The organism is Paenibacillus sp. FSL K6-2393 (genome assembly GCF_038002545.1).
Taxonomy (GTDB): Bacteria; Bacillota; Bacilli; order Paenibacillales; family Paenibacillaceae; genus Paenibacillus.
The window spans coordinates 1,133,228-1,153,192 of record NZ_JBBOCU010000001.1 but is presented as its reverse complement, the minus strand read 5'-3'; the positions used below and the strand labels follow the sequence as shown (position 1 = coordinate 1,153,192).

At 44.9% G+C, this 19,965-nt stretch carries 19 protein-coding genes and 9 tRNA genes; 2 read left to right on the top strand and 26 right to left on the bottom strand.

Going from position 1 to position 19,965, the window contains the following annotated elements; translation table 11 throughout:
• Nucleotides 1–26: 26 nt before the first annotated feature.
• The 4 genes from MHI14_RS04960 to MHI14_RS04945 form a co-directional block, all read right to left on the bottom strand.
• Nucleotides 27–785 (bottom strand): SDR family NAD(P)-dependent oxidoreductase, encoded by a 759-nt coding sequence (locus MHI14_RS04960; protein WP_133387413.1) that lies wholly within the window; start codon nucleotides 783–785, stop codon nucleotides 27–29.
• A 312-nt stretch (nucleotides 786–1,097) separates the two neighbouring features.
• A complete protein-coding gene (locus tag MHI14_RS04955; protein ID WP_341131673.1) occupies nucleotides 1,098–1,601 on the bottom strand; it encodes an SMI1/KNR4 family protein in 504 nt (167 codons plus the stop codon).
• Between the two features lie 220 nt (nucleotides 1,602–1,821).
• Complete coding sequence (locus MHI14_RS04950) at nucleotides 1,822–2,613, bottom strand: TrmH family RNA methyltransferase (protein ID WP_341129952.1); 792 nt, start codon at nucleotides 2,611–2,613, stop codon at nucleotides 1,822–1,824.
• A 26-nt stretch (nucleotides 2,614–2,639) separates the two neighbouring features.
• Complete coding sequence (locus MHI14_RS04945; RefSeq protein ID WP_076211287.1) at nucleotides 2,640–3,341, bottom strand: potassium channel family protein; 702 nt, start codon at nucleotides 3,339–3,341, stop codon at nucleotides 2,640–2,642.
• Between the two features lie 128 nt (nucleotides 3,342–3,469).
• On the opposite strand from MHI14_RS04945, the gene sspI reads away from it, so the two are divergent.
• On the top strand, nucleotides 3,470–3,703 hold the full coding sequence (gene sspI, locus MHI14_RS04940) for a small acid-soluble spore protein SspI (protein WP_036673259.1): 234 nt from the start codon (nucleotides 3,470–3,472) through the stop codon (nucleotides 3,701–3,703).
• Nucleotides 3,704–3,932: 229 nt separating this feature from the next.
• Here sspI and MHI14_RS04935 read toward each other — a convergent pair whose 3' ends face one another.
• The 12 genes from MHI14_RS04935 to MHI14_RS04880 all read right to left on the bottom strand — a co-directional run bounded on the left by MHI14_RS04935 (nucleotide 3,933) and on the right by MHI14_RS04880 (nucleotide 14,640).
• The gene (locus tag MHI14_RS04935; RefSeq protein ID WP_091037965.1) at nucleotides 3,933–5,516 is read right to left on the bottom strand and encodes a peptide chain release factor 3; all 1,584 of its coding nucleotides are present in this window, start codon (nucleotides 5,514–5,516) and stop codon (nucleotides 3,933–3,935) included.
• A gap of 353 nt (nucleotides 5,517–5,869) precedes the next feature.
• Nucleotides 5,870–6,268 carry a DoxX family protein gene (locus MHI14_RS04930; protein WP_053783291.1) on the bottom strand — a complete coding sequence of 133 codons (399 nt, stop codon included), beginning with the start codon at nucleotides 6,266–6,268 and terminating at the stop codon, nucleotides 5,870–5,872.
• A gap of 356 nt (nucleotides 6,269–6,624) precedes the next feature.
• Nucleotides 6,625–8,175 carry a glucose-6-phosphate dehydrogenase gene (gene zwf, locus MHI14_RS04925; RefSeq protein ID WP_091037967.1) on the bottom strand — a complete coding sequence of 517 codons (1,551 nt, stop codon included), beginning with the start codon at nucleotides 8,173–8,175 and terminating at the stop codon, nucleotides 6,625–6,627.
• A 215-nt stretch (nucleotides 8,176–8,390) separates the two neighbouring features.
• Nucleotides 8,391–9,143: a YwmB family TATA-box binding protein gene (locus MHI14_RS04920; protein ID WP_341129951.1), complete on the bottom strand. Its 753-nt coding sequence runs from the start codon at nucleotides 9,141–9,143 to the stop codon at nucleotides 8,391–8,393.
• 452 nt (nucleotides 9,144–9,595) lie between these two features.
• The gene (locus MHI14_RS04915; RefSeq protein ID WP_091020933.1) at nucleotides 9,596–10,264 is read right to left on the bottom strand and encodes a response regulator transcription factor; all 669 of its coding nucleotides are present in this window, start codon (nucleotides 10,262–10,264) and stop codon (nucleotides 9,596–9,598) included.
• On the bottom strand, nucleotides 10,206–11,321 hold the full coding sequence (locus MHI14_RS04910; protein WP_339788953.1) for a sensor histidine kinase: 1,116 nt from the start codon (nucleotides 11,319–11,321) through the stop codon (nucleotides 10,206–10,208). The genes MHI14_RS04915 and MHI14_RS04910 overlap by 59 nt, the downstream gene beginning before the upstream one ends.
• 31 nt (nucleotides 11,322–11,352) lie before the next feature.
• Nucleotides 11,353–12,000, bottom strand: coding sequence for a cell wall-active antibiotics response protein LiaF (liaF, locus tag MHI14_RS04905; protein WP_036605686.1), 648 nt, complete (start codon nucleotides 11,998–12,000; stop codon nucleotides 11,353–11,355).
• Between the two features lie 150 nt (nucleotides 12,001–12,150).
• On the bottom strand, nucleotides 12,151–12,858 hold the full coding sequence (locus tag MHI14_RS04900) for a PspA/IM30 family protein (RefSeq protein ID WP_017692315.1): 708 nt from the start codon (nucleotides 12,856–12,858) through the stop codon (nucleotides 12,151–12,153).
• A 1-nt stretch (nucleotide 12,859) separates the two neighbouring features.
• Entirely contained in the window at nucleotides 12,860–13,369 is a 510-nt protein-coding gene (locus tag MHI14_RS04895; protein WP_264935287.1) for a PspC domain-containing protein, read from the bottom strand.
• Between the two features lie 17 nt (nucleotides 13,370–13,386).
• Nucleotides 13,387–13,620 (bottom strand): PspC domain-containing protein, encoded by a 234-nt coding sequence (locus MHI14_RS04890; RefSeq protein ID WP_017692313.1) that lies wholly within the window; start codon nucleotides 13,618–13,620, stop codon nucleotides 13,387–13,389.
• Between the two features lie 4 nt (nucleotides 13,621–13,624).
• A complete protein-coding gene (locus MHI14_RS04885; protein WP_017692312.1) occupies nucleotides 13,625–14,296 on the bottom strand; it encodes a PspA/IM30 family protein in 672 nt (223 codons plus the stop codon).
• A 35-nt stretch (nucleotides 14,297–14,331) separates the two neighbouring features.
• Nucleotides 14,332–14,640 carry a LiaF transmembrane domain-containing protein gene (locus tag MHI14_RS04880; RefSeq protein WP_017692311.1) on the bottom strand — a complete coding sequence of 103 codons (309 nt, stop codon included), beginning with the start codon at nucleotides 14,638–14,640 and terminating at the stop codon, nucleotides 14,332–14,334.
• A gap of 557 nt (nucleotides 14,641–15,197) precedes the next feature.
• On the opposite strand from MHI14_RS04880, the gene MHI14_RS04875 reads away from it, so the two are divergent.
• On the top strand, nucleotides 15,198–17,588 hold the full coding sequence (locus MHI14_RS04875; RefSeq protein WP_341129950.1) for a helix-turn-helix domain-containing protein: 2,391 nt from the start codon (nucleotides 15,198–15,200) through the stop codon (nucleotides 17,586–17,588).
• 438 nt (nucleotides 17,589–18,026) lie between these two features.
• Here the strand turns inward: MHI14_RS04875 and MHI14_RS04870 are convergent, their stop codons facing one another.
• From MHI14_RS04870 to MHI14_RS04825, 10 genes are all read right to left on the bottom strand, one after another.
• Nucleotides 18,027–18,953 (bottom strand): class I SAM-dependent methyltransferase, encoded by a 927-nt coding sequence (locus tag MHI14_RS04870; RefSeq protein WP_339310782.1) that lies wholly within the window; start codon nucleotides 18,951–18,953, stop codon nucleotides 18,027–18,029.
• Nucleotides 18,954–19,122: 169 nt separating this feature from the next.
• Nucleotides 19,123–19,201, bottom strand: a tRNA-Leu gene (locus tag MHI14_RS04865).
• A gap of 6 nt (nucleotides 19,202–19,207) precedes the next feature.
• Nucleotides 19,208–19,281, bottom strand: a tRNA-Cys gene (locus MHI14_RS04860).
• A gap of 6 nt (nucleotides 19,282–19,287) precedes the next feature.
• Nucleotides 19,288–19,362 (bottom strand) — tRNA-Gly (locus MHI14_RS04855).
• A 4-nt stretch (nucleotides 19,363–19,366) separates the two neighbouring features.
• A tRNA-Gln gene (locus MHI14_RS04850) sits at nucleotides 19,367–19,441 on the bottom strand.
• A 22-nt stretch (nucleotides 19,442–19,463) separates the two neighbouring features.
• Nucleotides 19,464–19,536: transfer RNA gene (locus MHI14_RS04845), tRNA-His, on the bottom strand.
• Nucleotides 19,537–19,565: 29 nt separating this feature from the next.
• A tRNA-Trp gene (locus tag MHI14_RS04840) sits at nucleotides 19,566–19,639 on the bottom strand.
• Nucleotides 19,640–19,645: 6 nt separating this feature from the next.
• Nucleotides 19,646–19,731 (bottom strand) — tRNA-Tyr (locus MHI14_RS04835).
• A 9-nt stretch (nucleotides 19,732–19,740) separates the two neighbouring features.
• Nucleotides 19,741–19,816, bottom strand: a tRNA-Thr gene (locus MHI14_RS04830).
• Nucleotides 19,817–19,836: 20 nt separating this feature from the next.
• Nucleotides 19,837–19,912 (bottom strand) — tRNA-Phe (locus tag MHI14_RS04825).
• Between the last annotated feature and the right edge of the window lie 53 nt (nucleotides 19,913–19,965).

Below are 19,965 nucleotides of genomic sequence, written 5' to 3'. Positions count from 1 at the left end.
AGATGTATCCTCTAGATTCTGCTGTATTAATTCAATTCTGAAATCACCGGGTAGATTGCACCTGTCAGTTGGAACTCATAGTTCTGGTCTACAATTCCTACGACCACTTCATTGTGATCATACAGATCAATCATGAAGCCAGCCATTTCTTTAGCTGTATGGTATTTGGGCATATTCGCTTTGTAATCAAATCCTTCAGCATCTATTGATTTTTGTACAAATTCTGTTTCCGTGATCGCTGGTGCCAGGATCTTCGCTTTTAGTTTTGCACCTTTCAGTTCCAGTTCTTTGGCAAGACCTTCTGTGAAGGCACTAACGTAGTATTTTGATGCAGAATAAGCAACACTGCCTACAGCAATGGCATATCCGAGTGCGGATGAGACGTTAATCAATTGAGTGCCTTCCACATTCCCATAATCTCGCACATACAGTGTAGATAGAATGGTCAAAGATTCGATGTTAACACGCAACATGGTCTCCACTTTATCCAAATTCTGTTCAGCAATGAACGAGCCTTCTCCAAGCCCTGCATTATTGATCCAAGTCTCAATTTCATATTCCTTCAAATCGTTATATAGCGTGTACGCCTCTGCGGTAACAGACAGGTCGCTTGTGTGAACGACAACATTTACTTTAGGGTCGATACCCTGAATAGTCGATTTAAGGTCTTCCAGCTTATCCAATCTTCTAGCTACCAAGATCAAGTTTTTACCCCGTGCTGCAAATGCCAATGCTGTTTCATATCCAATTCCTGAACTTGCTCCTGTAATCACTGTGTATTTCATTATATTCTCTCCCTCATATTCTTTAGATTAGTGTAATTCCGGTTTTTTAGAACGATCGTTCTTTAATGTGTAAAAAAAACAGTTAGATCTAACTTGCTGTTAGCATATCATTTCTAGAACGAACAGTAAAGAATTATTTTATATATAAAAAATATGCTTGGAACATACTTAAATGAGAATAAAAATACGCTATATAAACCATTTTTATATCATAAATTGAGAATTCCTATATCGTTTCATAAGTTCTTTCATTGAATAATCTAATGTCAGGCCGCTGGCCACAAGTATAACCATCAACCTTTCCTAGCTACGCTAATCTGAATTCGACATCATCCATGCCAGAAATTCTCCAAACGAATCGGATACCTTTTCAACCTCTTCAAATTCAGGTTCACATCCACGGACAATAGCTCCATTGTCGGTTGTTAAGTCAATGGCATAGAAGGAATATCCATCTTCCACAGACATTACGATCGGCAAGTGATGATCCCACCAAGCCGTTATCTCTGACTGCCAAATAGAATCACCCTCTGCTGCCTCCAAACTAAGCATTTCAAATTCATTCCATTGGAATGCGGTCTCCGTGCTATTGTTAAACTCAGCCTCACAAATAAACCAGGTTTGCTCATCCGGTGCAACGCATTTTTCAACTACATTTAGAAATTCTGAATATTCATCTGGAAGTCCTTTATATCTTGAAGTAATGCTGCTGTTTAAATGTGACTGCGAACCGGATTTACTCATTATATCCCAGCCCTTTTCCCCGGCCCAAGTCATAAATTCCCTAAAGAGAGTGTTTCCTTTTCCATTATTCATTTCCAAAATGAACACCTGCCCATCAGATTAAGAGATAGAAACTATATCACCTATTCGGGATTTGAATGGAAAATCCCTGCTGTGGTGCTTCAAAGAGAAAGACAAAAAGACTGGAAACATGGCCCGAGAAAAGCGGCAACCAGGTTCCAGCCTTTGGTGGTTGGGGGAAAGTTAATTTTAGTTAGGGACAGTTAATTTTAAATTGGACAGGAATTATGAGTTAATTAAATATCCGCTGTCTCATCGCCTCAAATAACAAAATCGTTGCCGCCATTGCCGCGTTAAGCGACTCTGCCTGTCCCTGCATCGGGATCGTAATCGCATCATCTACCAAACGTGCCGTAGCATCCGAGATGCCTTTGCCTTCGTTACCAATGACAAGCCATACCGACTGCGTAAAATCATAACTATAACATGAATGCTCTGCCTGCAAAGAAGTACTTACCAGCTTCACGCCCGCAGCCTTCGCTTCAGGAAGCAAGGATTCCAACTGGTCCTCCACAATGGGCAGATGAAACAATGACCCCATCGTCGAACGAATGGTCTTCGGGTTATATACATCAGCACAGCCCGCGCCAAGTACCACACCCGCTGCTCCCGCTGCATCTGCACTACGGATAATGGTTCCCACATTCCCTGGGTCCTGCACCCCATCCAGCACAACAACAAGCCCGCGAGCTCCTGCGATCAGGCTTTCCAGTGGCTCACTGCCTTTACGCACAATTGCGAATACAGGCTGCGGTGTCATTGTATCCGTACATTTGGCGATAACGGCAGGAGATACACTAACCCATTCCACACGCTGTAGCGGGTTCTCAAGCCCGGCGAGTTCGCTAGGTACGCCTTGCTCTCCATCGTACACGATGCACTCCAGATCTGCTCCGGCACGCAGTGCTTCCTGTACCAGATGAATGCCCTCAATGATATATTTATGTTGACGGGTACGATGCTTTTTCTCCAGCAACTGTGCCCATTCTTTTACACGTGTATTTTGCGGTGATACAATATCCATCTTTCCATCCTTCCCATCTGCATCCATCACTTCGGATACGCAAGCTCCATTTTCGTCAAATGATCCTTGTGACCCACAATGATCAGCACATCTCCAGCTTCGATTCGGTCCTCCGCGTACGGCGAGATGTTCATCGAATTCCCACTGCGAATCGCCATCACGTTACACCCAAAACGTGCCCGGATGTTTAATTCCATCAGGTTCTTACCGATCATTTGCTCGGAAGCTCTCATCTCCAGAATGCTGTAATCCTCAGACAACTCAATATAATCGAGTATATTCGGCGAGGTCAGATGATGGGCTACACGTAGTCCCATATCCCGCTCAGGATAGATCACCTTGTCTGCCCCGATCTTCTGCAGCACCTTACCATGAAGCTCATTTTGAGCTTTTACGATCAGCACTGGTACACCCATATCTTTCAATATCAAGGTTGTCAGAATACTCGCCTGTATATCTTCACCAATTGCCACAACGACAACATCGAAATTCCGTATGCCCAGCGCACGCAGCGCTTCTTCATCTGTTGAATCTGCCGATACCGCATGGGTCACCACATTGGACATTTCCTGTGTCCGCTGCTCGTCCGCATCAATTGCCAGCACGTCAAATCCCATGCCACTCAGTGCATTGGCAACACTTGATCCGAACCGTCCCATGCCAATTACGGCATACTGTTTCTTGGCCATTAGGGTCTTAACCTCCCGCTGCACTTCAGCATGACGCATCATTACGGATACCCATGCTAACGTAAATAATCCTTCGTAGTATACCACAAAGCCTGATAAACTTGAATGCGCTCGCGCTTCCCAGGGAACAGTATTAGAGCAGCCGAATATACGAGGAGGGAATTGCGATGCCCATTACATTAAGCCTGCGTGAAGCGATTGTTCATAAAGTTCATGACAAGAGTGATGATCAGCTCCGGGAGATGATTGAAGGTTCAGTAGATGGACCGGAAGCTGCATTACCTGGACTTGGCGCCATTTTCGAGATGATCTGGAAGAACACAGAACCTGCCAAGCAGGAAGAACTCATTCAAATCGCGCAGGAGCATCTGCACACCATTCCCGTTCAACCGCTTCGCTAATCGAAGCATTGGAGGGTAAGGTAACCATCACACCGTTTGTTCTGTCTGCAAAAGAAAGCTTTCCCTTATTCGGCTGGATCATACCCGCCTCTCAGTAAGGTGTATAGCAATAGATCCCTCCGCCAATTGGCGGAGGGATCTTATTTTTAACAAGCTCTATCTCATCACATGAACTTGTCACGTTTAACTAACACATTAACTGATTACCACAGAATACGTGGACCGTCACTTAAGGTGCAGTCTCCAAGAATTTAGCAGTAGGATTTTTATCCATAGCCGTTCTCATGGCATACTCATTTTCGAAGAGCACCACATAATTCCCTTTTTTGTCTTTTACAAGCGCAGAGTTAATCCGGAATTTGCTTGGGTCCAGATTCTCGTCCACGATCCAGCGAGCGAACTGATAAGGCATACGCTGCAATTGCACGTCTACCCCATATTCACCTTTCATCCGGTATTCAAATACCTCAAACTGTAGTTGACCAATTACGCCGAGGATTGTCTCGTCGAAACTTGCCGTCTGGAACACCTGAATGGTTCCTTCCTCCGTCAACTGATCAATTCCTTTTTGGTACTGTTTATGTTTCAACGCATTTTTAACGGTAACTTTAGCGAAAATCTCTGGCGAGAACGTTGGCAACTCTTCAAAGATAACCTCGCTGCCTTGGCTCAGTGAATCGCCAATCCGGAAGATACCCGGATCGAACAAACCGATAATATCGCCGGCATACGCCTCTTCCACAATATCCCGATCTTGTGCCAGGAATTGCTGTGGCTGTGACAGCTTGATCTCTTTACCCACACGAGTATGCTTCACACTCATTCCACGTTGGAACTTGCCTGATACAATACGCAGGAACGCAATACGATCCCGGTGTGCCGGGTTCATGTTCGCTTGAATCTTGAATACATAACCGCTGAATTTCTCATTCGTTGGCTGAATCTCTCCTGCCGTACTGCGGCGTGGTTCAGGCTTCGGTGCCAGTTCCAGGAAATTCTCCAGGAAGGTCTGCACGCCGAAATTGTTAATCGCACTACCGAAGAAAATAGGGGTCAATTCGCCGCGTTGAACCTTCTCCATATCAAACGGATCTCCCGCAACGTCCAAAAGCTCCAGATCCTGAATTAACTGATCATGCAGATATTCTCCTGCCATCTCACGGATAATTGGATCTGTATAACCGTTTACTTTCTGAACTTTAATTGTCGAGTGATCGTCCCCTTGGAACAACTCCACCTGATTTTTCATCCGGTCATACACACCGCATAGCTCGCGACCTGTACCAATAGGCCAGTTCATCGGAACTGAACGGATACCCAGTACATTTTCAAGTTCTTCCATCAGATCAAATGGGCTTTTACCCTCACGGTCGAGTTTGTTGATAAACGTAAAGATTGGAATCCCACGCTTCGCACATACCTGGAACAACTTGATCGTTTGTGCCTCGACACCTTTTGCCACGTCAATCAACATCACCGCGCTGTCGGCAGCCGTCAGTGTACGATACGTATCTTCACTGAAATCCTGGTGACCCGGTGTATCCAGAATGTTAACGCGATGGTTCAGGTAATCAAATTGCATTACGGAAGAGGTAACCGAGATCCCCCGTTGTTTCTCAATTTCCATCCAGTCACTTGTTGCGTGTTTGCTGGCTTTCCGAGCTTTTACCGTTCCCGCAAGGCGAATCGCGCCCCCGAACAGCAACAGTTTCTCGGTTAATGTAGTTTTACCCGCATCCGGGTGAGAGATAATGGCAAACGTCCGGCGTTTGTCCACTTCCTGTTGAAGAATATCATTTGCAGCTTTGCTCATAGGTTTAATCCCTTTCGTCCGTTCATTCACGTTAATCCGGCATCGCCGGTCCATCATTCAATCTTTATGCAATCCGGCAAAGCCGGTTGATTGTACACTGGTCATTTTGCATACGAGGTATTCATACACTAGATTAATTTTACACATTTACAATGGAGTTCATCCTCCTCAAATCTGTGCTTTCATGTATACCGTGAACTGCTTCTTAACCCAACTCTCCTATTGTACCATAATCTGTACCGAAAATAACCGATTACTACCGCAGATTCTTCTCTTTCATTTGCAAAAAAAAAGCACCCTTCAGCCATTTTCATGGCATCCAGGCACTCCTCATTCATTTTTAGTTATCGGGTTTAGAAAATCAATGCATCCAGCGCGTATTGTCCGCCACCGGTCAGGGCCAGCGCTACACCAACCACCAGAATCGCGAGATTATATTCAAATCCGTTCTGTGTGGACCAGTATCCGTTCGCTCCATGGACTTTCACAATCGCAATGACCATCGTCAATGCAATCAGAATGCCACCTACCGGTGTGAGCAGACCCAGAGCCAGCAGCAATCCGCCACCAAATTCCGCGAGTCCAGCCAGTAACGCCACCAATGCACCGGGTTTCATGCCCATCGACTCGAACCAGCCGCCTGTACCCTTGATTCCGTAACCTCCGAACCAACCAAACAGCTTTTGAGCCCCGTGCGCCATGAACGACAATCCAATCACCAAACGAATCAACAACAACCCTACATCCAACATCATTTTCTTTTTCCTCCATTCAATATATACAAAATAGTATTCTTAGATTAAAGATATTATGCATATTTTTTTCATGATTCTCTGTGACGCAAACCCCTTCAACTGGTTTACATTTTATCTCATGAATGATAACTTATCCGAAACGTTTGCCCGGATGAAGTTTGTCATTTGCGTAACTCTTTAACTCATGTGTTGAGTATAAGTTACATACTTACTTTTTGTCAACAACTTAATTTAAATTACTTATTTCCTTATGATGGATACCTCCCTTTTACCCGCTAAAAAGCCTGGGGACACCGCAAAATTGCGAAGTCTCCAGGCTCAGTCATGGTGTTTATGTTGTTAATTCCCTTAACCTAACCGTTCACTTGCCAGATCACGCTGTCCTCGTCCTGACCATTCACCGGCCACCAGTGGAATCCGTCCTGCTCCAGCAGCTTATCTGTCGCTTCTGGTCCCCAAGTTCCAGCAGGGTACGTATGAAGCTCTCCTTGATTCTGCCCCCAGGCTGCTGCGATCCGATCCACAAAGGACCAGGCTGTTGCCACTTCATCCCAACGGGTGAAGTACGTAGAATCACCCTCTGCTGCATCGTGCAGCAGACGTTCATACGCTTCAGGCGAGTTAATTCCAATCATGCAGCTCTGACAGAAATCCATCGCAAGCGGCTGAATCTCAGAATCCGAGCCTGGTTTCTTGGCATTGATTTTGATATATATGCCTTCCATCGGATTCACCCGAATGACTAGCAGATTCGGTTCCAATTTATACTTTTTCCCAAGGTAAACGTTGTTTGGCATTGACTTGAACTCAACTACGATCTCGGTTGTTTTCACCGGAAGACGCTTGCCTGTCCGAATGTAGAATGGAACACCCGCCCAGCGGAAATTATCCACGAATACACGTGCTGCAAAATAAGTCTCCGTATTCGACTGTGGATCAACCTTGTCTTCCTGGCGATACCCCGGAAGCTGCTTGCCACGGTACTCCCCTTCGGCATACTGTCCCCTCACAACGTTGTTGCTCACTTCCTCATCCGAAGTAAAAGCTCGCAATGAGCGTAATACCTTCACCTTCTCATCCCGAATATCCTCCGGAAAAAGGCGACTCGGCGGTTCCATCGCAATCATCGTCAGCATCTGAAGCATATGATTCTGCCCCATGTCACGCAGTGCACCGGAGTGATCATAATAACCACCACGTTCTTCCACGCCTACCGTCTCACCAAGCGTAATCTGAACGTTGGCAATATGTTTGTTATTCCACAGCGGTTCAAAAAAAGCATTTCCGAAGCGGATCACTTCGATATTTTGCACCATTTCCTTGCCCAAATAATGATCAATCCGATAGATTTCCTCTTCACGGAATACCTCACGAATCTGCTCATTCAGATGTTCGGCCGATTGCAGATCATAACCAAATGGTTTTTCGATCACCAAACGGTTCCACCCCTGACTTTCCAACATACCGCCGTCCCGCAAACTGTACGAGACACTGCCAAACAGCTCAGGTGCCAATGCCAGATAGAACAGCCGATTCCCTGGCGTTTTAAACTTCGATTCCAGATGCTCCGTCTGCGCACGCAGCTCTTTGAATCCTTCCACATTATTGATATCCAGTGCTTTGTATTCAAAATGATCGACAAAAGCGTTCCACTCATCAGGTTCCCCCGCTGGATAACGGCAGAACTCTTTAATGGATTCATAGATGTCTTCCCGGAATTCTTCTGGGGACCTCGGACGACGTGCTACGCCAATAACCGCAAAGTCTTCGGCAAGCTTGCCTTCACGGTAAAGACTGTAGATGGCCGGAAACAGCTTCCGGCGGGCCAAATCACCCGTTGCTCCAAAAATGAAAAATACTGCGCCTGGTGTCTGTACTTCATCTTGCGATTGTTTTTCAACCATGGGCTCCTCTTTCTTCCGGGAAGATAACCTTCATGCTCTCCCCGAGCTATGTAATGGTGTTATATATGCACGACATACAACTGTCAATTACCAGCAAGTTCCTTCTTGGATGTGATGCCATTTTAGCATATCAACTGAATGGATGCACTATTTCAAACTCATTTTTCTGATAAAGATTCTCAATATTGGGTCCTAATTCATGAAAAATTCATCCCTTAATATTCAATCGTAATCACCGGAAACCCCACTGTAATTCGATTGTCGACCTCGTCTCCAACCTGGTGAACTGCGAGTTGCATATTCAACATGTGCGAGCCACTCTTGATCGATAGGGGCAGCTCAGCCGCCTTATAAGAGACACTTGCGCTGGCTACATCCGTATAACGTTCAATGGAGGCGATATCCACATTTTTGGACAGGTCTTTCTCGATGAGTGCTAACTGCTGACTCGCATCACGTTTAATAACATTAGCTGCCGTACCTTGCACAGACATATTCCAGTTTGCCTTCATCCCTGAGTCTACAAGCAGTTGACCGATCTGTTCATGTACTGTCATTAATGCCTTCCGATCCGTGTGTGCATCCGCTGAAAGTTGTACGATGGCGTAGTAACCGTTATCTCCAGTCTCGACGACATTGACCAACAGGCCTGCTTCTCCACCAGTAGCCTCAACTGGTACTACTTCACTGCGATACACATCATGGCCCGTCTGGCTTACCCGTACTGGTTGTTCCAGTCCCAAGTGACTGGCCAGTAATGCTGCTTGTGCTTGTGCATCTCCCCGGCCTTCTCCTTGCCATTTAATCACCAGACGATCAACATTATCAATCACGCTGTCAGCTGTATAGATTAGTTGTTCCAGTTGGGCAGCTTTGGATTCGTTCTTCTCTGCATATACCTGTGTCACACCGATAAGAATAATGATTGCTATTGCCAAGATACCTGCTGTCATCCAACGATTTAACATTTGAATCCCCCGCTTCTTTCTTGCATTCTATGAATCTATCAACAGCATGCCCCTTTCGCATATTTGCTATACTTCTTCTGCACACATCAAAAAAAGCTCCGCCGCCACTTACATGGCAGATCAGAGCTTTGCATTCATCCTTTTCTAGATAAATTGAACTAATCAATATTTACACTCGCACTCCGCTGACAGAACAACCTTCCGATCGCTGTTATCCCCAGATTTTTTTAATTCCCTTTTTCAAGGTGAAAATCTCGGGATAAAGGCGAAGTGTATGCTTCCGAAGTAGCTTTCTTTCAGAAAGCTTTTAGCTTCGCTTCTTCAGGTTCTTTCTGTCCTCTCCGTTTTGTGTAAATCTTTAATTCAATTTATATAAATCATCTCTTATCTATAACTTCCGCACATTAATGCACGGTTCTTTGGCTTGATTATGATATTGCATATGATCTTGCTTACTCTGCAAGTCCGTTTTTATAAGCATAGATCGCTGCCTGTGTACGGTCGTCTACACCCAATTTTGCCAGTAGGTTGGTAACATGGAATTTGACTGTCTTAATGCCGATGATCAGATCATCAGCGATGTCCTGATTCGATTTACCTTTGGCGAGCAACCGGAGCACATCCATTTCACGGTCTGTCAATTCATCATGCAAAGGAGCTGCTGCCTGTGGCTGCCGAAATCGATTCATCATTTTCGAAGCGACCTGTGACTCCAGAACGGATTGCCCGCGAGCGGCTGCGCGAATCGCATCTGCCACTTCATTGGCTCTTGATGTTTTCAACAGATAACTGAATGCGCCTGCTTCAATGACAGGATACATTTTTTCATCATCCAGGTAACTGGTCAATACGATGACTTTGCACTCCGGATACATTTTAAGTACCTGACGAGTAGCCTCAATGCCATCCATGCCTTCCATAACCAGGTCCATCAGAACAACATCAGGCTTATACTCCTGTGCAAGCCGAATGCCTTCCTCTCCACTACCTGCCTCACCAACAACTTCAATTCCATCTTCGGTATCCAGTACCGCTGCAAGACCAATACGTACCATCTCATGATCATCCACGAGCAATACTTTGATCGACGTTTCCGTCTCCGTTTCGACTTCCGGTTCCATTGACATGTTCTTCCTCGCTTTCATCGTTCATCAAAGGTATCGTAATCTCAATCCGCGTTCCCTTACCAGGCGCTGTTACAAATTGTATGGCCCCGCCAATCTCCGTAACACGTTCACGCATGTTAGCCAGACCGTAGGAAGCTTGTTTATTCTCATCCAGATCGAAGCCTTGCCCATCATCACGAATCAATACCCGGATCGCATCAGTACGGCGCTGGATCCGTATCTCCATTTTTTCCGCCTTTGCATGCCGTAACGTATTGGACATAGCCTCTTGAACGATTCGAAACAGATGATTCTCAATGCCTTTGATCAGATCAATGTCTTCGTCCATTTCGAGCACAATGTCCATGGGTACTTTTGTTTTCAGTTCCATCACCAGATCACGCAGACCTTGTTCGAGATGTTTACCCTCCAGATAGACTGGCCGCAGATGTAACAGTAACGCACGCATCTCGGACTGGGCTACCGAAGCCATCTCCTCAATCAAAGCCACCTGCCTCTGAGCACGTTCAAAATCCTTCTCCATCTTCCGTCCAACGGCTGTTGCTGTCATGGATATCGCGAACAATTGCTGCGATACCGCATCATGCAGTTCCCGTGCCAAACGTTGCCGCTCTTCCACAATAGCCGTAATTCTGGCTTGTTCAGCAAGCTGTGCATTATGAGTAGACAATCGCTGGAGCGAAGATATCTGATCTTCCCACTTTTTGCCGATTCGTCCGAGTTGCTCACTTAAACGGCCCACATCATCATCGCCCAGATCAGGTACAGTGCGTGATAGAGAGCCCTTCTCCCACAGTAGAAGTGTTTCCCGCAGCAGTTCGAGCCGGCGTTTAACCCGGTAACTCTGATAGAACCCAAAGACCGCACCGATTCCAATCAGAAGCAGCAATAAGGCCAGACCCGATTGAATCAGATGACGCCAACCTGTAAACGGAGCAAGATAACCATATGTATACAATACATACAAAATAACAGCGAGCACAATGAAAACCAGGAGGATCCCTTCACCCATACTTCGGGTTACCATGTCGGTATGTCGTTTTGTCTTCATCGGGGTCTCCTCCTTCTCTTCATCTATTTTACTACGGATTACTGATGTTTAGGTCGCCAACAATATAAGAAATGACAAATTTTGCTTTATGTTCACTGGATTCATATCCAGGTGTTCTCCATACTAATTTGTTCATCATGCCGCTATCTTGTTCTCCAAGAAGATTAATCCGGCCGAAAAGAACCGATGCTTCAATCTCCACACCATAATCTTCTGGTAGTGTAAGGCGAACATTACCCATAACTCCTTGCAGCAGCACAATCGTTTGTTTCTCCTCCGGAATCGAAAGAGATAGATCGGCGTTAACCTCACCTATGGCATGCCACAGACTCATACTACGTAACGTCCAGGATGATTGATCCCAGTAGTAACGAGCCATGAAATTCTGTTTCTTCATAACGCCTTCGTCCAGATGAATCTTTTTGTTTTTTGAATAAAAGTAAGCTAAAGACGCAAGTACAATCAAAAATACAATCATTAAATTATCCAGCAATAACAGTGCCGCACCAATGCCAAGATACCGATGACCTTTGCGGGTATCCCCATTGCGGACTTGAAGCATTCCAACCGTTAACAGAATCAGTGCGGCAGCGGTCAGGAAGTTAATATTGTCATTCAATAACATCATTGTGCCAATAATCATAATGACAACTGCAAGCCATTTACTCTTTTGATTCATCCCCGCCGCACCTCCTCTGTAAGTTAATCTCTCTTTATTCAACGGAAAAGCCATACCAGGCAATGAAGTCCTGTATGGCTTAACTTTTGTTCTACCAACCGTACATTATACACGATTTATAGAATATCATATTGTCCACTAAGCGAACAGTTATTCTTTTGAAGTTCCGTTCGCTTCATTCTTGGAACCATTGCCCATTTTGTTTTTGAGGGCTTGTAATTGCTGATCCACTTTGAACTGTTTTTCCACATCTACAGGATTCGTATACGTGGATGATGTGTTGCGATAAGGTGCACGAGCTACGTCAGCTTCAGCTTCCAGCTGCATGATTTTCTCTTCCATGCGGTGGAATCCAAGTGATGCGCCGCCACTTTCGATCGAATGCAAGCTGTTGATGGAAGACATTTGTTTTTTGGCTTTTGCCATTTGTGCACGGGATACGAGTTCATTACGTTTGTTACGCATTTTGTAGAACTCATCTTTCATATCATGCAACTGTTGCAACAGATCTTTTGCTTGTGCTTCGGACTGTGCATGCAGTTCGCTGTACTCCGTAATTTTTTGATCAAAGTAGATTTTCTCTTCCAACAATTTGCGTGCCACTTCTTCCTGACCGTTAGACAGAGCAGCTTCTGCTTGGGACTCACGTTGTACCGAAGTACGCTCCGCTTCATCCAAACGTTGTTTCATGCGACGCTCATTTGCCATTTGTTTTGCAACAGTTACCTCTGCCTCATGAATCTCAGCCTCCATATCACGCAAGTACTGGTTCAACATTACAATCGGGTCCTCTACTTTATCCAACATATCATTTACCGATGCTTTCGTCATATCCTTAATCCGTTTAAATACTCCCATTTTACTTTTCTCCCTTCTCGTAACGAGATAATTTTTGGCGAAGCTCTTCAACTTCTTTTTTCAGTGCTTTTTTCTCGATATCTTTCATCATGGAATCAAGTTCACTTTCTTGTGGTGCTCCTGCTCCGTAGGCGTTGTTGTCATAAGAACGGGGACCAGATTGAGGTCTGCCGTTGAATCCAGGGCCGGGACCGAAGTTACCAGGACCTTGCTGGTTGTGATTATTTTGAAAAGGACCTCTTGGTGGCTGGTGATCATAGTTGTTGTATCCTCTACCAGGACCAGGGCCTGGGCCCGGACCGTAGCCATATGGATCATAAGGCGGATACGGTTCTTTTGGTACCACCAGTGCTGCAATAAAGTATATTAACAACGACGTGCCGCCAGTTACGAAGATACTGATAACAAAGATGATACGCAGCAGGGTGGAATCCATTCCGATGGTTTCGGAAATTCCGCCGCACAAGCCGGTTAACATCCGGTCACGCGTTGAGCGGTATAATTTGCTCATGTGCTTGCTCCTTTCGTTTACTTGTATCCTCTTACGTTGGAATCATAAGCATATGGATCAACGTGATTGGATTCCTTTGGTACCACTAATGCAGCGATGAAGTAGATCAACAATGATGTACCTCCCGTAGCGAAAATACTGATGAAGAAAATGATACGTAGCAGCGTGGTACTCAATCCGAGATTTTCAGAAATGCCGCCGATCAAACCTGTTAGCATTCGATTACGCGCCGAGCGGTATAATTTACTCATGTGACTACTCCTTTCTGTCATTGTTCAATTTCTGTCTTAAGCGTTCCAGTTCCTTATCCAGCGTAGAGGATGACATGCTGCCAGTCACTCCTGAACCATCTTGATTCATCCGCCGGATATCGCGGAGACTTTGTGCTTCATATTCGAGATCAGAGACTTGATCATCCAGTCGGTTAAACATACGAGGTACATTCTGACCGTTGTGATTGCCTCTCTGGTTCATACGTTGTTGTAACTGAATCGTCTGCATACGAGCGTAGTAATATTGGCGTTTGCTGTATACATTCTGATATTCAACCTTCAGCTGGTCGATCTGTTCATCCAGCTCCTGTAATGCCGCATAACTTTGTGCATACAATTCATTGTACTGTTCCATTTTTTCCTCGTGGAGGATTTTCTCCTGCAAGGCCAGCTTAGCGAGATGTTCTTCCCCTGCTTTCAAAGCCATGGAAGCCTGTTCTTCCCGTTTGTTCACCATACCTGCTGCCTGATCGGCTTGTTGTTTCATTTGTCTGGTATGGCTTGCATATTGATGACGAAGTTTCTCGGCTTCACCGATGTCTTGGCGGGTCGAGACCAGGAACTGATCAATCAGTTTAACTGGATCCTGACTTTGCTCCAAATGTTCGTTCAGATTGGCTACGGTAATATCCCGCATTCGACGAAATACACTCATTATGTTCTGTCCCTCCTTTTCATAATCGTGAAAACTTAGTACCGACCACGACGACTGCGGTTATTACTTAGCATTGAGATACCAAAGATGATTAACCCGATCGCGATGATCGGTCCGATCAACCATGCCAGTTTACCCATCAGTGAGATGATACCGATGATGAGAACAATCCAGCCAAGCATCACATTCCCTCGTTTAACTCCGTAGTATCCCAGTGCAATCATCAGGACCGGAATCAGATAACCCATTAAGTGTCCAAGAAGTGGAGTTAACTTTCCGAAGAGGAGTAGTGCACCCAGCGCAATCAATACAATCGCCCAGCCATTTCCCTTATTCAATCTCATAATTGTTGTTCACCGCCCTTTCCATTCGTTCGTTTTAATGTGTTGAGTCATTTGTTCGTTTGTTTCTTGTTTTTTTGTTTCCGTGTTTCTTGTTTAACCTTATGTCCTTATTCTAGGGGATTCCGCGACTTTTCAAAACAGACCGTGGACGGTTTTTCATCCTAGACTCAGGTCGGGGATCTAGTTGGACCTTTGACTGTCCCTGTATAAGACCAACGTTCCACCTAAGCTGAATAACACTCCAGATACCTTCCATTACCCGTATTCAGGCTGCCCTTTAGCCGATATCGACCTGTAGAGAGAATGATGTCCATGTCTCTATTTACGTTCACACTGCAATTTCGTTTCTCATGATTCCGTGTTGGATAGTCAGTCCAAGCCGTTTCTCTAGCCGTTTCTGCAAGATCATCTATCAGCAATCCCTTATCTCTACTTCTATACCCTCTCATAAAATTACTTATTTATCCAAATAAACAAAATTTAGATTGTTCTATATGTAAGCGTTTACTAAAATAGAAAGTGTTACTATTTCTAATGTCAGGGGTGGAACTGAAACTGTGCGACCAATCAGCTATCTCCATAAGATGATCATCTTTGGAATCCTGTTAAGCACCCTGCCCATTTTGTTAACGGGAATTGCCGCATTTATCTATTCATCGAACCAAACTGAGCTGCATCGTACGCAGGCCAACAGACAGTTGCTGGAACAAATGCAATCCAACGTAGAGCACAAACTCGCTACAGTCAGTTATATGCTTGATCAGGCCGTTCGCTCTCCAGTAACCCTCCGTTCCCTGTCTGCTTCTTCTTCACTGGAAGGGAAAGGGCCTTTGCTTGCCGACAAACTACAGAGTGAATTTAAGAATATGAGGTCATGGGAACCTATGCTGGATATTACCCTGGTGAATCAATCTCAGAATTGGCTTATTGATCATGCCGGATTATATCGTAATACGGATTTTCCGCTGGCTCTTCCCATGAAGGAATTGATATCGGATACGCTAACCTCTGGATGGCAGCTCTCCCCTTCATCGGTGTTCAGTAATGATGAGCGTTCACCCGGTACAGGCTGTATTTATCATATTGCCCTTGCGAGATCTATTCCGGATCTAAATACGTCTTCCGATGCTGCTCTGATTGCGGGAATTCCTGCATGCTCTTTGCAAAATACACTTGGAGAAGCCTTCTTAGGCAATGCTGCCTCAGGACTGATCATCTTGAATCGGGAACAACGTATTTTGGTCCATCCCGATCCTGTATACATTGGACAACCTTTGTCTGCCTTAGGATTACAGGATCGGGATACGGAAGACAACATAACCAAACTATCACCCATTACATTTTCAACAGGCTTTGAAAAACGGGAAGTCAAGATCGCAGATACACATTATTCCCTGACATATAGCCCTTCTACCTTAAAAGGATGGACATATGTTCTAATCTCACCTACCAATATTCTGACACAAGAATATATCGATATCGGCTTACACACCTTGTATATCAGTATCTTCTTACTTTTACTTTCATTATTACTCGCCTGGCTCGGCTCCAAGCGAATGCATGTCCCGATTCGTAAACTTTTAACCCAACTTGGTGACAACCATCTGTCCAAAGAAGGAAAAACATTAGCTCAGCAATCACCACCATTTTCTGATGAGTTCGAACAGATTAGAGCAGGAGTCTCACAATTATCTGCCTCTCGCTCCCAATTAGAGAACACACTTAATATGCATCTGTTGCAGATTCGCACTCATTTTATGATGAATCTGTTCCAGGGCAGGAGCCCTGTGCATACTCTTCATGACACCTTGAATGAATATGGCTACACGCATCAGGTTCGGGAATGGCAACAAATTGCTGTTATTACATTACAGGCCGATCTCGTTAATCATACAAAATATAGAGCTAGTGATCGTGACCTCTTATTATTCGCTATTCAAAATATATTGGCGGAAACGGTTGTGCATAACCAACAATTGCTTCCCATTGTGCTGGAACATACGGTAGTCACGGTGATTGGGACCGTTGAACAGGATCAGTTTATTTTTTCACAGCAACTATATGTATTAACAGACCAGTTACAACAACAGATGGATAAGATTCTAACTCTTCAAGTCAGTATAGGATTCAGCCAGCCGCACAGCTCTATATATCACATCCCTCAAGCTTACACAGAAGCTATGGAAGCATTGAGGCATCGGATGAAGCTGGGAACAGGCATTATTTTTCAATATGAGAACATAGATCATTACGCTCCCACTTGGCCCATGACCTACCCGGAATCATTGGAATATTCATTGATCCAAGCTATTCAAAGTGCGGACGAAGTCCAGGCCTCTGCTCTTCTGCAACAACTGCTTGAAGTGATCTTTGGTATGGAGGTTACACCCGAGGAGTATGAGGTGGCTCTTACGAGGCTACTCACGCATATTTTGCAAATGACTCAGGAATCCGGCATACGACTCGGACAGATCTCCCAAGGTCGGGGCTCGATGTTTCATGAACTTCATGGTTTGCAGTACGCTGCTGAAGTTGAGGAATGGTTTAACCATCAAGTCATCTTGCCCATCATCCAGGTTTTTAAAGCAAGACAGTATGCCCAGTATCAACATATATCTGAGAAAATGATTGCCATGATTCATCAAGATTATGATAAGGATCTGACGCTTGAGGAATGTGCTGTTAAGCTTCACTACAATGCCAACTACTTAAGTAGTGTTTTCCGCAAAGAGACAGGCTGTGCATTTAGTGAATATCTGACCAAGTACCGATTTAATATCGCTAAAAAATGGCTTGACGAAAGTGATCTAACCGTTAAAGATATCGCAGCACGACTTCGGTACAACAATCCACAAAACTTTATCCGATCATTTCGTAAATGGGAAGGAATCACCCCCGGCCAGTATCGGGAGCGTAAGCAGAAAGCAGAAGTGTCGAACCGAAATTAGAAAAGGAGTACGATTGTAAGTCGTACTCCTTCGGCCAGCTTGGATACCTCTCCATATGGCTCCCCGAACAGGGCCAGGGCTCGGACCTGTGACAACTCGATTAACCGTTGATTGCTCACCAACTGAAATTTCAGGGAATATGCTTCAGAGATCATCTCTGAAAACGAGGTATGTGTTTTGTTTTTCGTTGTCTCGAACATCTCTAAATAAATGAGGGTCTGGTTCAAAGCGGTCGATGAATTAGTGGCTTCAAAAAAGAGGGAGCTTATAACCTGCACCCTTCACCTACAACTTCACTTCTGCAATCTTAACTTCATATGTTTCACACGTGCATCTTCTTGTTTGGTAGTACGATGCTTCCTAGTGTCATCTTAGACGTTAGACTACATTGTCAGTCTCAATTCCTGATTATCAGTACACGTGCCAAGCTTACGCGAATTATCGCTTATCCTTAGTGCGAACTGTTTTCATATTGGGTTGTTCAAGTTGAATTAGAATTTTGCCAAACCTTGCTCCACGTGAGAAGGTCACCGTACTATCCCTGTACGTATCCCGAATGTACTTCTCAGCCAATCTGAGAGAATCTTCATCGGATGGGAACTCATACGTATTAAGCCATTCTGGCAGCTGCTCGATAATCTCTTTCACCGGTAATTCAAATGAGTTAACTTCTCTCGTAATAATCATCGTATAAGAATAACCCTTCAAATACAGCAACTGTTGGATATACCCCATATCACCGGCCATGTATGAAGAAGTTACTCCCAGTACATCCTTAAGTTCATCCATTAGTGTGTGTTCCTTCTGTCCCGCCATAGTACTTATATACACATACTTCCGGGCGCAATTAATTGCCTGCTCAATCGTTTCCCAATCCGACATCGCCGGACACATGGATGCAAATGCAAAGTCATATTTCTTCTCCCAACCCTTATCCTTAATGGAGATTTCTTCATATCGTTCGTTTACAATTTCGATATTGGATTCCAAAGATGAAGGTATCGTCTCTTTCATAAGGGAGACAAGCAACTCCGAAGGCTCAACTGCGGTCACACTTGCTCCCTTTTCCGCAAAAGGAATGGTAAATATGCCTGAGGCTGCTCCAATGTCCAAAATGGATAACCCTGCAAAATCTACACCCTGATTCTCAATCCAGCCCATAATGCGCTCAGAACGCTGCTTTCCTTCTTCAGTGAACGACTGTGCATGATAATCCCTGGCCCACCGCTCAAAAGCTTCTTCTGTATTAAAGGGGACGCTTTTCTTCTTATATTTTGAACTTCTCGGACGATTCTTCCATGCCTCTTCCCATACAGAAAGATCAAATAACAGATCGGTATCCAATACATTTTTTCCATTAGTCACTCTACTTCACTCCTCTACATTAAAGACTTTACTTATCTACAATATACTTAATATAATCATACGTCAATCTTTATTAACGTCCAACTATCCTTACAATACAAAAAATCAATTTATATAAAATGAAAATAGCCCTACACATTGCATAAGCAACATGTAGGGCTATTCAATATACCGGCGAGAGGACTCGAACCTCCACGGTTTCCCACTCGATTTTGAGTCGAGCGCGTCTGCCATTCCGCCACGCCGGCATATGCTGGAGGCGCCACCCAGATTCGAACTGGGGATAAAGCTTTTGCAGAGCTGTGCCTTACCACTTGGCTATGGCGCCATATTTTGGAGCGGACGACGGGAATCGAACCCGCGACCCTCGCCTTGGCAAGGCGATGCTCTACCGCTGAGCCACGTCCGCATAATGGCTGGGGATATAGGATTTGAACCTATGCATGACGGAGTCAAAGTCCGTTGCCTTACCGCTTGGCTAATCCCCAATAAAAAATGAAAAAACAAAGGGGCGATCGAGGGGAATTGAACCCCCGAATGCCGGATCCACAAACCGGTGCGTTAACCACTTCGCCACGATCGCCACAAAAGGTTATTATCTAAAAAGTTAATTGGCAGGGGCAGCAGGAATTGAACCCACACCAACGGTTTTGGAGACCGTTGTTCTACCTTTAAACTATGCCCCTAAAAACTGGTGGAGGATGATGGATTCGAACCACCGAACCCGTACGGGAGCAGATTTACAGTCTGATGCGTTTGGCCACTTCGCTAATCCTCCAGGATTACATGGTGCCGGCGAGAGGACTTGAACCCCCAACCTACTGATTACAAGTCAGTTGCTCTACCAGTTGAGCTACACCGGCATATTAAATTGTTTTAAAAATGGTGGCTCGGGACGGAATCGAACCGCCGACACGAGGATTTTCAGTCCTCTGCTCTACCGACTGAGCTACCGAGCCATAATAAAGTCTAATCTTAATTCCTTACACTTTATATAGGGCATCAGTGCCAT

Coding starts and splice junctions, on each gene's coding strand:
- MHI14_RS04960 (WP_133387413.1), bottom strand. CDS start 785: ATGAAATACACAGTGATTACAGGAGCAAGTTCAGGAATTGGATATGAA.
- MHI14_RS04955 (WP_341131673.1), bottom strand. CDS start 1,601: ATGAATAATGGAAAAGGAAACACTCTCTTTAGGGAATTTATGACTTGG.
- MHI14_RS04950 (WP_341129952.1), bottom strand. CDS start 2,613: ATGGATATTGTATCACCGCAAAATACACGTGTAAAAGAATGGGCACAG.
- MHI14_RS04945 (WP_076211287.1), bottom strand. CDS start 3,341: ATGCGTCATGCTGAAGTGCAGCGGGAGGTTAAGACCCTAATGGCCAAG.
- sspI (WP_036673259.1), top strand. CDS start 3,470: ATGCCCATTACATTAAGCCTGCGTGAAGCGATTGTTCATAAAGTTCAT.
- MHI14_RS04935 (WP_091037965.1), bottom strand. CDS start 5,516: ATGAGCAAAGCTGCAAATGATATTCTTCAACAGGAAGTGGACAAACGC.
- MHI14_RS04930 (WP_053783291.1), bottom strand. CDS start 6,268: ATGTTGGATGTAGGGTTGTTGTTGATTCGTTTGGTGATTGGATTGTCG.
- zwf (WP_091037967.1), bottom strand. CDS start 8,175: ATGGTTGAAAAACAATCGCAAGATGAAGTACAGACACCAGGCGCAGTA.
- MHI14_RS04920 (WP_341129951.1), bottom strand. CDS start 9,143: ATGTTAAATCGTTGGATGACAGCAGGTATCTTGGCAATAGCAATCATT.
- MHI14_RS04915 (WP_091020933.1), bottom strand. CDS start 10,264: ATGGAACCGGAAGTCGAAACGGAGACGGAAACGTCGATCAAAGTATTG.
- MHI14_RS04910 (WP_339788953.1), bottom strand. CDS start 11,321: ATGAAGACAAAACGACATACCGACATGGTAACCCGAAGTATGGGTGAA.
- liaF (WP_036605686.1), bottom strand. CDS start 12,000: ATGAATCAAAAGAGTAAATGGCTTGCAGTTGTCATTATGATTATTGGC.
- MHI14_RS04900 (WP_017692315.1), bottom strand. CDS start 12,858: ATGGGAGTATTTAAACGGATTAAGGATATGACGAAAGCATCGGTAAAT.
- MHI14_RS04895 (WP_264935287.1), bottom strand. CDS start 13,369: ATGAGCAAATTATACCGCTCAACGCGTGACCGGATGTTAACCGGCTTG.
- MHI14_RS04890 (WP_017692313.1), bottom strand. CDS start 13,620: ATGAGTAAATTATACCGCTCGGCGCGTAATCGAATGCTAACAGGTTTG.
- MHI14_RS04885 (WP_017692312.1), bottom strand. CDS start 14,296: ATGAGTGTATTTCGTCGAATGCGGGATATTACCGTAGCCAATCTGAAC.
- MHI14_RS04880 (WP_017692311.1), bottom strand. CDS start 14,640: ATGAGATTGAATAAGGGAAATGGCTGGGCGATTGTATTGATTGCGCTG.